This is a genomic window from Variovorax boronicumulans, assembly GCF_009811375.1.
Taxonomy (GTDB): Bacteria; Pseudomonadota; Gammaproteobacteria; order Burkholderiales; family Burkholderiaceae_C; genus Variovorax; species Variovorax boronicumulans.
In genome coordinates this window covers 306,808-319,574 of sequence record NZ_BKDH01000002.1, presented here as the reverse complement: position 1 = coordinate 319,574, position 12,767 = coordinate 306,808, and the positions used below count along the sequence as shown (strand labels likewise).

Sequence of the window (12,767 nt, the reverse complement as noted above, 5' to 3'; positions counted from 1 at the left end):
GGCCGCTATTGTGTCAGCCGGTTTTCGCTCGGTGCGAAGCTGACGAAGAATTCGTTGCCCTCGGGGCCGCCCGGCACCAGCGCGCGCCGTTCGTAGCCGATGGTGGCGCCGTGGCGCCGGCACAGCTCGCGGCACAGGAACAGGCCCAGGCCGCTGGAGCGGCTCTCGGACGAGAAGAAGGGTTCGAACAGGTGGCGCTGCACCGCCGGTTCCAGCGGCGCACCGTCGCTCCACACCAGCAACGCGGCGCGCTGCACGCCGGCGCGCTGCAAGGTGGTGATGACCTGGATCGCGCCCTCGCGCTGGCTGGCGTAGCGGGCCGCGTTGTCCAGCAGGTTCACCAGCAGGCGGCGCAGGTGCTCGGCCTCGAAGCGCACCTCGCTGCCCGGCGCCTCGAGCGCCACGCGCACGCCCTTGCGCTGGGTCTGGCGTATCCATTCCTCGGCCAGGATCTGCGCGGCCGGGTCGAGCACCAGCTGTTCGCCCAGCGACAGCACGCGCTGCTGGCGCGCGCGCGAGACGTCGAGCACATCGTCCACGATGCGCGCCAGGCGCTGCGCGTTGTGCTGCACCATGTCGGTCAGCTTGCGGTGCGCCGGGTCGGTCAGGTCTTCGCTGAGCAGCGCGCTGGCCTGTGCGATGGCGGCCAGCGGGTTGCGTATTTCATGCGCCACCGCGGCCGACATGCGGCCCATCGCGGCGAGCTTTTCGGTGCGGATGCGGGCCTCGAGCTCGCGCAGGTCCTGCAGGAACATCACGCACAGGCTGTCGGCGCGGCGGTCGTCGGTGGGCGTGAGCCGGGTGCGCACGCGCACCTCGCGCGCCGCGCCGCGGGCCTGCGCCACCGGGATCTCTTCGGTCTGCGGGGCGCGCCGCGCGAAGGTCTGGCGCGCCAGCGCGGCCAGCGCATGCCAGGCCGGCTGGGTGTGCAGCGGGAACGGCAGCGGCAGCTGCGCCAGGCCCTGGCCGAGGATCGCGTCGGCCGCCGGGTTGGCCGCGTGCACCAGGCCGTCGGTGTCGATCACCAGCACGCCTTCGCTCAGGGTTTCGATCACCAGGTCGTTGACCTGCGCCTGCATCTGCGCGTGGCTGCGGCTGCGCTGCGCCACCGCTTCTTCGCGTGCCAGCCGGCGCGCGAGTTCGTGCGCGAGCAGCGCCACCACGAACAGGCCGGTGCCGGTGAGGGCGGCCTGCACGAAGCGCGCCGACGGATCGCCGGGTTGCTGCAGCCAGTGCCAGCCGGCGTCGGCCAGCAGCAGCAGCGTCACGGTGGCCGTGGTGCCCAGGCCCACGAGCAGCGTGCCGAGCACCGCGCTCATCAGCACGGGCAGCGCGAACAGCGGCGTGTAGTTGACGCTGCCGCCCTGCAGCACCTGCAAGGCGCTGAAGATGCCCAGGTCGACCCCGATGGTCAGCAGCCAGAGGGTGGAGAAGCCGCGGATCGGCGGCTCGAAGTGCGCGTAGCGCATCTCCAGCCAGGCCAGCACGAGGTAGCCGCCCGAGAGCACGATCGGCAGCGGCTGCACGGCCTGCCCGATGGCGAAGGCCACGCCCTGCAGCAGCACCAGCACCACCGCCACGAAGCAGCGCGCCGCCATGAAGCCGCGCCACAGCCGCAGCAGGGCCGTGCTGTCGCCGGCGCCCAGGTCGAGCACGTCCCAGTCGGTGGCCGGCTCGCCGCGCGACCGGCGCAACGAACTCATGCGGAGGTGCCGGCTTGGCGGTGCGCGGCGCTGCAGAACACCGCGCCGTCCGGCCCGGGGAGTGCGTCGGCCGCAGGCAGGTGCAGCCCGCAGTGGGCGCAGCGCACCATCGCCTGCGGCGGGCCGACGGCCGGCGTGCGCTGTTGCGCCTTCTTGGCGCGTTCTTGCTGCGCGTCGCGCATCTCTTCGCGCCGGTTCTTGCGCCAGAGCCATATCGCGACCCACACCACCGCGAGGACGAGCAGGTACTTCATGCGGGCAGGCGCGTCAGCACGACTTCGAGCACGAAGCGCGAGCCCACGTAGGCCAGCAGCAGCAGCGCCGCGCCCGCGTAGAGCACGCGCCGCGCGGTGCGTCCGCGCCAGCCGAAGCGTGCGCGGCCGGTCAGCAGCACCGCGAAGCTGAGCCAGGCGAGCACCGAGAAGATGGTCTTGTGGTCCCACTTCCAGGCGCGGCCGGCGGCGCCGTAGAGCTGCTCGCTGAACAGCAGGCCGGCCAGCAGCGTGGCCGACAGCAGCACGAAGCCCGCCGTGACGAAACGGAAGGTGAGCCGTTCCAATGTGAGCAGCGGTACGCCGGCCTGTGCATCGGCGCTGGCCAGGCGAATCTGCTTTTCGGCCCGCGTGATCAGCCAGGCGTGCACCACGGCGGCGCCGAACAGGCCGTACGAGGCGATGCCCAGCGCCAGGTGCAGCGGCAGCCACGGCGAGGCGCTGACATGCAACGGCGTGCCGGGGAACAGCAGCGCCAGCAGCACGGCGGCCGCGCCCAGCCAGGCCAGCGCACGGCGTGCCTTCAGTTGCGGGTACAGGCGGCTTTCGACCGCGTAGACCGTGAGCACCAGCCACGCCGTGACCGACAGCGCCGGCGCAAAACCGAAGCGAGGGTCGCCGCCGATCAGCCCGTGGCCCAGCACCGCGGCATGCAGCAGCCATGCGATGCCGAGCGCCCATTGGGTGGTCTGGCGGCTGAGCCGCGCACCGGCGGCAGCGGCAAAACCGTAGGCTGCCGCGGTGGCGATGCCCAGCGCCACGCCGAGTGGGGAGGGGATCGCTAAAATCATCGGTGGAGTGTATAGGCTCGCCCCCCGGCTTCGCGCACGTCGCGTCGCTTCGCCCACCCCCGCCGGGGGCACCCCCCGCGAGAGAGCGGGCCCACATACCGCTTCCAGGTTTTCACGACTTTCCATCGGTCCGCTGCCGCGGACAACAAGGTATTTCCTTCATGGCCACCGCCCTCACCGAAAAGTTCTCCCGCCTCGTCAAGACGATGAGCGGCCAGGCGCGCATCACCGAAAGTAACGTGCAGGACATGCTGCGCGAGGTGCGCATGGCGCTGCTGGAGGCCGACGTGGCGCTGCCCGTGGTGCGCGACTTCGTCGCGCGCGTGAAGGAGAAGGCGCTCGGCCAGGAAGTGCTGGGCTCGCTCAAGCCGGGCCAGGCGCTGGTCGGCATCGTCAACCGCGAACTCGCCGCCACCATGGGCGAGGGTGTGTCCGACATCAACCTCGCTGCCCAGCCGCCGGCCGTGATCCTCATGGCCGGCCTGCAGGGCGCCGGCAAGACCACCACCACCGCCAAGCTGGCCAAGCACCTGATCGAGAAGCGCAAGAAGAAGGTGCTCACCGTGTCGGGCGACGTGTACCGCCCGGCCGCCATCGAGCAGCTCAAGACCGTGACCAAGCAGGCCGGCGCCGAGTGGTTCCCGAGCACGCCCGACCAGAAGCCGCTGGACATCGCGCGCGCCGCGCTCGACCACGCCAGGCGCCACTACTTCGACGTGCTGCTGGTCGACACGGCCGGCCGCCTCGCGATCGACGAAGTGCTGATGACCGAGATCAAGCAGCTGCACGCCGAGCTCGATCCGGTCGAAACCCTGTTCGTGGTCGATGCCATGCAGGGCCAGGACGCGATCAACACTGCCAAGGCCTTCAAGGAGGCGCTGCCCCTCACCGGCATCATCCTGACCAAGACCGACGGCGATTCGCGCGGCGGTGCGGCGCTGTCGGTGCGCCAGGTCACGGGCGTGCCAATCAAGTTCGCCGGTGTGAGCGAGAAGATCGACGGCCTCGAGGTGTTCGACGCCGAGCGCCATGCGGGCCGCATCCTGGGCATGGGCGACATCGTCGCGCTGGTCGAGCAGGTCACGGCCGGCGTCGACGTGGCGGCGGCGCAGAAGCTGGCCGCCAAGGTCAAGAGCGGCGCCGGCTTCGACCTGAACGACTTCCTCGGCCAGCTGCAGCAGATGAAGCAGATGGGCGGCCTCTCCAGCCTGATGGACAAGCTGCCCCAGCAGATGGCCGCCAAGGCCACCGAGGCCGACATGACGCGCGCCGAGCGCGACATCCGCCGCAAGGAAGGGATCATCCAGAGCATGACCCCGCTGGAGCGCCGCAAGCCCGAGCTGCTCAAGGCCACGCGCAAGCGCCGCATCGCGGCCGGTGCCGGCGTGCAGGTTCAGGAAGTGAACCGCCTGCTCAACGAGTTCGAGCAGATGCAGGGCATGATGAAGAAGATGAAGGGCGGCGGCCTGATGAAGATGATGAAGAAGATGGGCGGCATGAAGGGCATGGGCGGAATGCCCGGCATGGGCGGAGGCGGCGGCAAGCTGCCGTTCTGAGCCCGGCCGCTCGACGCATGCATATATAGAGAGGCGCGCAGCCCCGCCATGTCCGCAGGCGACTGGAAAGAGCTCTACCAGGGCGCACTGACCGGCGACCTCGACCTGGTGCGCTATCACATCGGTGCGGGCGTGAATCCGAACTACCAGCACCCCGAGATCCTGTGCACGCCGCTGGTGGCCAGCCTGGTCCAGGGGCACGGCGAGATCGCCAGCTACCTGCTGGACCACGGCGCCGATCCGAACCTGCTGTCTGAATTCGACGGGCTCACGCCGCTGCAGGCCGCCCGCAAGCACGGCCGCGAGGCGCTCGTCGCGGCGCTGGTGGCGCGCGGCGCCCGCGCACCCCGTCCGCCGTTCTGGCGCCGCTGGCTGCCCTTCTGACATATCGATGCGCATCGCGTACCGCCCAGCAAAAAGCCCGCCGAAGCGGGCTTTTTCTTTGGAGCGATCAGCCGCAGGGCTGAGATCGCATCAGGCCGTGGCCAGTGCCGCCGGGCGCGCCAGGCGCAGCGCATGCATCCACGCACGACGCAGCACGGCGGGCGAGCGCGATTCCTCGGGAATCAGCAGGAAGCCGCGGTCGCGCAGCGTGGTGCCCAGCGCGATCTGGCTGGTCAGCACGGTCAGCGGGATCGCCAGCAGCAGCGGCAGGCCGACGGGCATGAGCCAGATCAGGGCGCTCGGGTCGATCATCGCGACGCCGACGGCCAGCATGGCGATCACCAGCGTCATGGGGGCCAGCTGCGAGGCAGCGACCTTCCACGGCACGGCGTTGGCTTCACGCGGGGGCGACTTCCAGTCGAGCTTGATGCCGGTGAGGGCGACGAGCACGAACAGCGAGTGGGCCAGCATGCGCACCGGAGCCTGCACGATGGCCAGGCCGGCTTCGAGCACCGAGCTCTTCACCAGGCCCCACACGCCGCCGTACTGGCGTTGTTCGCCGCGCATCAGCACAGCGGCGATGCCCAGCACGCGCGGCAGGAACAGCAGGCACAGGGTCCAGACCCACAGGCCGGCCAGTTCGGCGGGCAGCACGTTCCAGCTCGACACGAGGCTCGAGCCGCTCAGCCACAGGGCGGTGCCCAGCGTCAGGAAGGCGAGCCACAGCGGGGCCGAGACATACGCCATGGTGCCGGTCACGAACATTGCGCGGTGCACCGGGTGGATGCCGGGCTCAGCCATCAGGCGGGCGTTCTGCAGGTTGCCCTGGCACCAGCGGCGGTCGCGTTGCAGCTCGGCCAGCAGGTCCGGCGGTTGCTGTTCGTAGCTGCCGACCAGGTCGGACACCAGCCACACGTGGTAGCCGGCGCGGCGCATCAGCGCGGCTTCGACGAAGTCGTGCGACATGATGCCGCCCGACATGCCGCCGGTGCCCTTGATCGGGGCCAGCGCGCAGTGCTTCATGAAGGCTTCGACGCGGATGATCGCGTTGTGGCCCCAGTAGTGCGACTCGCCGAGCTGCCAGAACTGCATGCCCAGCGTGAACAGGCGACCCGTCACGCGCGAAGCGAACTGCTGGGCGCGGGCGTGCAGCGTGACGTGGCCGATGGCCTGCGTCGCGGTCTGGATGATGCCGGCGGTGGGGTTGGCTTCCATCAGCTTGACCATCGAGGCCAGGCAGTCGCCGCTCATCACCGAGTCGGCGTCGAGCACGACCATGTAGCGGTAGTCCTTGCCCCAGCGGCGGCAGAAGTCGGCGACGTTGCCGGCCTTGCGGTGCGTGCGGCGGGTGCGCAGGCGGTAGTAGACCTCGACCTGCGGCTGGTTGGGGCTTTCGGCCAGGGCGGCGCGCAGGTCTTCCCAGGCGGCGCGCTCGGCGGCGGCGGTCTCGGGGTTGTAGCTGTCGGACAGCACGAACACGTCGAACTGCTTGGCGTGGCCGGTGGAGGCGACCGATTCGCAGGTGGCGCGCAGGCCGGCGAACACGGTGGCCACGTCCTCGTTGCAGATCGGCATGATGATCGCGGTGCGTGCCTCGGGGTTCATCGGGTGGTGGGCCACCTGTTTCGCCGAGAGGGCGTGCTTGTCACCGCGCACCGAGACGTAGAAGCCCATGAGCGCGGTCACGAAGCCGGTCACGACCCAGCCCGAGAGCAGGCCGTACAGGCCGATCTGGCCGTATTCGAGCCAGACGTTGTCGTAGTCGGGTTGCACGCTGGCGAACAGCGACGACGCGATCACGGTGCTCAGCAGCGTGAGCAGCATGAAGGCGAGGCGGCGCTGGCCGGCGGCGCGTTCCCAGGCCTGCGGGGCCGGGGCGGCCTGCTTGGCGGCGGGGGCGCTGTCGGCATTGCGGCCGGCGCCCAGGCGCACGAGCAGCGCGGTGCCGATGCTGTTCCAGAAACCACGCCAGGGGCGCGGGGCCATGGAACCGCGGTTGACCGGCGGTGCGGTCACGGCGTTGGGGTGGCGTTCCTCGCGCAGCGCGCTGCGGCGTGCGAAATCGGATTCGGCGAGGACGTTGAGGTGGGAGAAGTCGTTCGGCTTCATCGGTTCATTCACCAACGTTGCTTGTCGAGGGGGGTGTCGCCAATGGCCGGAAGGCGCTTGAAGACGCAGTCCGTGGCGGCGCCGCCGACGCCGGAGAGCGCGGTCAGCGAATGGCCCGCGGCACGGGGCCGCGAGGAGGAAAACTGCTTTTGACGCAGGCCGTCGCGCTGCGGACGCAGTGCGAAAGATGGGCTGGTAAGTGCTGTCATGCCAGTACAGGGGCAAACCCTGTGCCAGCCTGGAAAAACGCTTTCAAATCAACGACTTGGCGCGATTCGAAACCGTTTTCCGTGGGGGAGGGGCCTGTCGGGCCCCCGAAACCCCCGTTTTTGTCGCCGAATCCCGACAAGCCGGGGAGGCCCTCGGGAAACAGCCTTTCAAATCAACGACTTAGGCCTGTCGCTACTCGGCGACAGGGTCGCCCCCGGGAGCGACAACGTCGGCCTTGAAGTTGCCCGGCGTGAGCTCGTGCTTCTGCAGCAGGCGGTAGAACTCGGTGCGATTGCGGTCGGCCAGGCGGGCGGCGTCGGCCACGTTGCCGTCGGTCAGCTTGAGCAGGCCGACGAGGTAGTCGCGCTCGAAACGCTGCTTGGCCTCGGCGTAGGTGAGCACCTCCACGCTCGGCACGCGCAGCGCGCGCTGCACCAGCGCCAGCGGGATCAGCGGCGAGCCCGACAGCGCGCAGACCTGCTCCACCACGTTGTAGAGCTGGCGCACGTTGCCCGGCCACGCGGCGGTGGTCAGCGCCTTCAGCGCCTCGGGCGCGAAGCCCGACAGCCGCTTGCCGTACTTGGTCGACAGCTTCTGCAGGAAGTGGTTGGCCAACAGCGGAATGTCCTCGCGCCGCGCCGACAGCGGCGGCAGCGTGAGCGTCACCACGTTCAGGCGGTAATAGAGGTCTTCGCGGAACTGGCCGGCTTCCATCGCGGCGTCCAGGTCGCGGTGGGTGGCCGAGACGATGCGCACGTCGACCTCGATCGACTGGCTCGCGCCCAGCGGACGCACCGCGCGCTCCTGCAGCACGCGCAGCAGCTTGACCTGCAGCGCGGGCGGCATGTCCCCGATTTCGTCGAGCAGCAGCGTGCCGCCGTCGGCCTGCTGGAACAGGCCCTTGTGGTTCGCGTGGGCGTCGGTAAAGGCGCCCTTCATGTGGCCGAACAGCTCGGATTCGAGCAGTGCCTCGGGAATGGCGCCGCAGTTGACCGCCACGAAGGGCTTGTCGGCGCGCGCGCTGGCCTTGTGGATGGCGCGCGCCAGCAGCTCCTTGCCGGCGCCGGAGTCGCCGCGCAGCAGCACGGAGGCGTCCGACTTGGCGACCATGCGCGCCTCGGCCAGCAGCTCGGCCATGCGGTTGCTGCGGCTCACGATTTCCGAGCGCCAGCTGTCGTCGCCGGTCTTGCTCGGCGTGGTGGTGGGCGCACCGAGCGCCAGCGCCTGCGAGATCTTCTCGAGCAGTTCGCGTGCGTCGTAAGGCTTGGTGAGGTAGGTGAACACGCCGCGCGCCGTGGCCTCGACCGCGTCGGGAATGGTGCCGTGCGCGGTCAGCAGGATCACCGGCAGCGTCGGGTGGCGCTTGCGGATCTCGTCGAACAGCTGCAGGCCGTCGCGCCCGGGCAGGCGCACGTCGCTGAGCACCAGCTGCGGGTGCTCGATCTCGAGCTGCGTGAGCGCGGTCTCGGCCGAAGTGACGGCCGTGACCTGGTAGCCCGCCGACACCAGCCGCATCGAGAGCAGCCGCAGCATGTCCGGGTCGTCGTCGACCACGAGGAGGCGGGCACCAGCTGTACTCATGGATTGGATCTGCTTCCGTTGGAGGAGGGCGTGGGTGCCGGCGTGTTCGGCCGGGCGAAGCTGCGCTCGATGGCGCGCAGCGCCTCGATGCGCTCGTTGAGCTGGTCGATGCGGCGCTGGCTGTCGCGCAGCTGCTGCACCTGCTTGTCGCGGTCGTCCTCGACGCGGCGCTGCTCGACATAGCGCGCCGCCAGCGCCCGCGCGAGCGGATGCAGCGGCTGCGCCTCGGGCGCGGGGTTGGCGATCACGCGCTGCAGCAGGCCCAGCGCGCGCGCCAGGTCGGCCGGCACGCGGGTCTGTGCGAGCAGGATCGCCAGCTGCATCTGCGCCGCGGGCGTTTCGCCCTGTTCGCCGACGCGCGCGATTTCCGCGCTCAGGTCGGCGCCGCCCAGCGGGCGCACCTTGTCGGCATAGGCCAGCATGGTCGCGACGGGGCCTTGGGTGAGCTGCGTGAAGAGCGAGGCCGGCTGCGTGGCCGGCGCGCGGGGCTCGGCCTCGACCGGCACGACGCGCGGCGCGGCCACGGGCGGCGGCAGCGCGTCGGCTTCGGCCGGCGGCTTGGGCTGGGAGGCGCAGGCCGCCAGCAGCAGGGCGCATGGCACGGCCATGGCCCCGGCGAAGGTGGATCTGCGGACGAACGAAAGGAACATGGGTCGAAAAGGCGCGGGGCGGTGTGGGTGGGGTGTCCGGGGTCAGGTCGTGCGCGGCAGTTCGATGCGAAAGCGTGCACCGGGGCCGTCCGGCAGCAGGGCGATGCGGCCCCCATGGGCTGCAATGTACTCCTGCACGATGGAAAGTCCGATGCCGGTGCCTTTCACCGTGTGCTCGGGCTGGCGCTCGCCGCGGAAGAAGGGTTCGAAGATGCGGTCGCGGTCGTTCACGGCAATGCCGGGGCCGGCGTCGCACACGTCGATGTGCACCGCCTCGGGCGTGCCCGACACGGCCAGCGTGATCACGCCGCCCGCGGCCGAGAACCGGATCGCGTTCGACAGCAGGTTGGCGATGGCGGTGCCGAGCTTGGTGCGGTCGACCGTGAGGGCGATCGGCTCGCCCTCGGCGCGCACGCGCAGGCCGTGCGCCTGCCACTGCAGGCGCTGGGCCTCGATCTGCTCCTCGATCAGCGGCAGCAGCTCGGTGCGCTCGCGGCGCAGCTCGCGCGCCTCGAAGGCGGCGGCGTTGAAGCGCAGCAGCGCCTCGATCTGGTTCTGCAGCGACACGGTGTTCTGCTGCAGGATCTGCGCGACCTCGAGTTGGGCCGGGTTCAGCGGGCCGGTCACGCCGTCCTCGAGCAGCGACACGCCTTCGCGCAGCGCCGCCAGCGGCGTCTTCAGTTCGTGCGACACGTGGCGCAAAAAGCGCGCCTTGTCGGCGTCGAGCTCGGTCAGGCGCAGGCGCAGCCATTCGAGCTGCTGCGACACGCGCCGCACGTCGGCCGGGCCGCGGATGTCGATCGGTTCGTCGAGCCGGTTCTGGCCCAGGCCGACGATGGCGTTCTCGAGCCGCTTGAAGGGGCGCGCCAGCCAGATGCCGAAGGCCAGCGCCAGCGACACGGCCAGCACGCTGGCAGCCACCACCTCGCGCATCAGCCGGCGGCGCGCGTTCTCGATGCGCTTGGCCAGCGCGTCGTTCTGCGTTTCGATCAGGAACTGCGCCTGCTGGGCGATGTTGGTGTTGAGGGCGTCGAGTTCGCGGAACTGCATCGCCATCGTGCTTTCGCGCGCCAGGGCGCTGTCGGGGCTGCCGCCGAGCAGCCCTTCGATCACGCCGAGCTGGCTGCGCCACATGTCGATGCCGGCGGCCGGCAGGCCGTTGCGTTCCAGGCGCTCCAGCACCTGGTGGGCTTCGCGCGCCGCCTCGTCGAAGCGGCGGCGCAGCACGGCGTCGTTGAGCACCAGCGACTGGCGTCCCGCGCGCTCCATGGCCGCGCTGCGTTCGGCCAGCGACTGCGAGGCGCCCGACAGGCGCAGCGCGCGCGCCGCGGCGTCGCGGCTTTGCGTGACGAGCGCGTCGTACTGCAGCACCGAGCGCAGCGCCACGCCCACCAGCAGCGCGGTGATCAGCAGGAAGGCAAACAGCAGGAGCTGCTGGAACGAGCCCCGGACGGACGGTCGTTTCGCCATCAGTGGGCGAGCACCGTGGCGGCAGCAGCCAGGGCCGATTCGCGCGTGACCACCTCGCCGCGCAGCGTGTAGGCCAGCGAGCGGGTGATGCGCAGGTCGGCCATCTGGCCCACGAGGCGGGCGTCGCCTTCGAAATTGACGACGCGGTTGCAGGCGGTGCGGCCCATGAGTTCGTTGGCGTCCTTGCGCGAGGCGCCCTCGACCAGCACGCGCTGCGTGCTGCCCACCAGCGCATCGCCGAAGCGGCGCACGTTGCCGTCGATCACGCGCTGCAGCGTCTGCAGGCGCGCCAGCTTCACCTCGTGCGGCGTGTCGTCCTGCAGCGCGGCGGCGGGCGTGCCGGGGCGCGGGCTGAAGATGAAACTGAAGCTGTTGTCGAACTGGCAGTCGTCGATGAGCTTCATCATCTTGTCGAAGTCGGCATCGGTCTCGCCGGGGAAGCCGACGATGAAGTCGCTGGAAAGGGCCAGGTCGGGGCGGATGGCGCGCAGCTTGCGCACCGTGCTCTTGTATTCCATGGCCGTGTAGCCGCGCTTCATGGCCATGAGGATGCGGTCGCTGCCGTGCTGCACCGGCAGGTGCAGGTGCGAGACGAGTTGTGGCACCTTGGCGTAGGCCTCGATGAGCCGGGGCGTGAACTCGTTCGGATGGCTCGTGGTGTAGCGGATGCGCTCGATGCCGGGGATCTCGGCGACGTACTCGATGAGCAGCGCGAAGTCGGCGATTTCCGCCGTGTCGCCCATCTTGCCGCGGTAGGCGTTCACGTTCTGGCCCAGCAGCGTGATCTCGCGCACGCCCTGGTCGGCCAGGCCGGCGATCTCGACCAGCACGTCGTCGAGCGGGCGGTTCACTTCCTCGCCGCGGGTGTAGGGCACCACGCAGTAGCTGCAGTACTTGGAGCAGCCTTCCATGATCGACACGAAGGCCGTGGCGCCTTCGACGCGCGCGGGCGGCAGGTGGTCGAACTTCTCGATCTCGGGGAAGCTGATGTCCACCTGCGGGCGGTCCAGCCGCTCGCGGTCGTTCAGCATCTCGGGCAGGCGGTGCAGCGTCTGCGGGCCGAACACGATGTCGACGTAGGGCGCGCGCGCGATGATGGCCTGGCCTTCCTGGCTCGCCACGCAACCGCCCACGCCGATCTTCACGCCCTTGGCCTTCAGGTGCTTCACGCGGCCGAGGTCGGAGAACACCTTCTCCTGCGCCTTCTCGCGCACCGAGCAGGTGTTGAACAGGATGAGGTCGGCCTCGTCCACGTTCTGCGTGGGCTCGTAGCCCTGCGCGGCGTGGAGCACGTCGGCCATCTTGTCCGAGTCGTACTCGTTCATCTGGCAGCCGAAGGTCTTGATGAATACTTTTTTCATGGGGAGCTCTCTGTGCCCTTCGCAAAGAGGAAGGGCTGCAGGGCGCGCGTGGCGCCCGCGGATTTTTGCTTGCTTGCGGCCCGGCCGCGTTACTGCGTGTTCAGCGTGTCGTTCGAGACGAACGGCCAGATGTTCAGGAACGGCTTGTTCAGCGATTCGCGGCTGGCCATGGCCTCGTCGGGCGTCAGGATCCAGACCTCGCGCAGCAGCCCGGCGGCGTCGCGCGTGTAGTTCACGAGGTACTTCTGGCCGATGATCGCGCCGGGCATCACCAGCATGTTCTGCGGGCTGCGGATGCGCGCGCCGGCGCCCAGGCGGTCGGCCCGGCCGTCGAGCTCGACGTCGGGGGCGCTGGTCACCATGAACTTGCCGCGCAGCGCGCCGATGGGGAAGTTGCGCCCGCCATTGAGCGACTCGTTCTGGGTCTGCGGACGGGGCACCTCGTCCTGGGCGCTGGCCTGGAGGGAGAAAAGACCGGCGGCGCCGGCAAGGGCGGCGCAGATAGCGAGGGAAGTGAGCGTTTTCGTGGGTGTCTTGCAGCGGTTCATGGGGTATATCCAGAGGCTGTGGACCGGCGATTTTAGCGAGGGGGTGTTTTCCCTCATACCGGGTGCAGCGGGTGGTGCGGGGGCTTTGCGTCGGCCTGCTTTACATTTCTTTACGGCGCCCGTGAACACCGT

12 protein-coding genes are annotated in these 12,767 nt (G+C 69.8%); 2 read left to right on the top strand and 10 right to left on the bottom strand.

The window, feature by feature from the left end; genetic code table 11:
* Positions 1 to 5: 5 nt before the first annotated feature.
* Genes VHAB30_RS21340 through VHAB30_RS21330 form a run of 3 tightly spaced genes read right to left on the bottom strand, consistent with a single transcriptional unit; the run spans position 6 to position 2,766 of the window.
* Positions 6 to 1,703 (bottom strand): two-component system sensor histidine kinase NtrB, encoded by a 1,698-nt coding sequence (locus VHAB30_RS21340; protein WP_159278541.1) that lies wholly within the window; start codon positions 1,701 to 1,703, stop codon positions 6 to 8.
* Positions 1,700 to 1,957 carry a PP0621 family protein gene (locus VHAB30_RS21335; RefSeq protein WP_062480350.1) on the bottom strand — a complete coding sequence of 86 codons (258 nt, stop codon included), beginning with the start codon at positions 1,955 to 1,957 and terminating at the stop codon, positions 1,700 to 1,702. The genes VHAB30_RS21340 and VHAB30_RS21335 overlap by 4 nt, the downstream gene beginning before the upstream one ends.
* On the bottom strand, positions 1,954 to 2,766 hold the full coding sequence (locus VHAB30_RS21330) for a cytochrome C assembly family protein (RefSeq protein ID WP_056575582.1): 813 nt from the start codon (positions 2,764 to 2,766) through the stop codon (positions 1,954 to 1,956). Before VHAB30_RS21330 ends, VHAB30_RS21335 begins: the two co-directional genes overlap by 4 nt.
* A 161-nt stretch (positions 2,767 to 2,927) precedes the next feature.
* On the opposite strand from VHAB30_RS21330, the gene ffh reads away from it, so the two are divergent.
* Both ffh and VHAB30_RS21320 read left to right on the top strand, forming a co-directional pair.
* Positions 2,928 to 4,322: a signal recognition particle protein gene (gene ffh / locus VHAB30_RS21325; protein WP_095743629.1), complete on the top strand. Its 1,395-nt coding sequence runs from the start codon at positions 2,928 to 2,930 to the stop codon at positions 4,320 to 4,322.
* A 48-nt stretch (positions 4,323 to 4,370) separates the two neighbouring features.
* The gene (locus VHAB30_RS21320; RefSeq protein ID WP_159278540.1) at positions 4,371 to 4,706 is read left to right on the top strand and encodes an ankyrin repeat domain-containing protein; all 336 of its coding nucleotides are present in this window, start codon (positions 4,371 to 4,373) and stop codon (positions 4,704 to 4,706) included.
* 90 nt (positions 4,707 to 4,796) lie between these two features.
* Here VHAB30_RS21320 and mdoH read toward each other — a convergent pair whose 3' ends face one another.
* From mdoH to VHAB30_RS21285, 7 genes are all read right to left on the bottom strand, one after another.
* Entirely contained in the window at positions 4,797 to 6,815 is a 2,019-nt protein-coding gene (gene mdoH, locus VHAB30_RS21315; RefSeq protein WP_159278539.1) for a glucans biosynthesis glucosyltransferase MdoH, read from the bottom strand.
* 8 nt (positions 6,816 to 6,823) lie between these two features.
* Positions 6,824 to 7,024 (bottom strand): hypothetical protein, encoded by a 201-nt coding sequence (locus tag VHAB30_RS21310; RefSeq protein WP_082818265.1) that lies wholly within the window; start codon positions 7,022 to 7,024, stop codon positions 6,824 to 6,826.
* A gap of 193 nt (positions 7,025 to 7,217) precedes the next feature.
* Positions 7,218 to 8,606: a sigma 54-interacting transcriptional regulator gene (locus VHAB30_RS21305; protein WP_159278538.1), complete on the bottom strand. Its 1,389-nt coding sequence runs from the start codon at positions 8,604 to 8,606 to the stop codon at positions 7,218 to 7,220.
* Complete coding sequence (locus VHAB30_RS21300) at positions 8,603 to 9,214, bottom strand: hypothetical protein (RefSeq protein WP_235926879.1); 612 nt, start codon at positions 9,212 to 9,214, stop codon at positions 8,603 to 8,605. The genes VHAB30_RS21305 and VHAB30_RS21300 overlap by 4 nt, the downstream gene beginning before the upstream one ends.
* Positions 9,215 to 9,298: 84 nt before the next feature.
* On the bottom strand, positions 9,299 to 10,726 hold the full coding sequence (locus VHAB30_RS21295; protein ID WP_095743632.1) for a sensor histidine kinase: 1,428 nt from the start codon (positions 10,724 to 10,726) through the stop codon (positions 9,299 to 9,301).
* Positions 10,726 to 12,087: a tRNA (N6-isopentenyl adenosine(37)-C2)-methylthiotransferase MiaB gene (gene miaB / locus VHAB30_RS21290; RefSeq protein ID WP_159278536.1), complete on the bottom strand. Its 1,362-nt coding sequence runs from the start codon at positions 12,085 to 12,087 to the stop codon at positions 10,726 to 10,728. Before miaB ends, VHAB30_RS21295 begins: the two co-directional genes overlap by 1 nt.
* An 89-nt stretch (positions 12,088 to 12,176) precedes the next feature.
* Positions 12,177 to 12,635 (bottom strand): hypothetical protein, encoded by a 459-nt coding sequence (locus VHAB30_RS21285; RefSeq protein WP_159278535.1) that lies wholly within the window; start codon positions 12,633 to 12,635, stop codon positions 12,177 to 12,179.
* Positions 12,636 to 12,767: the final 132 nt, after the last annotated feature.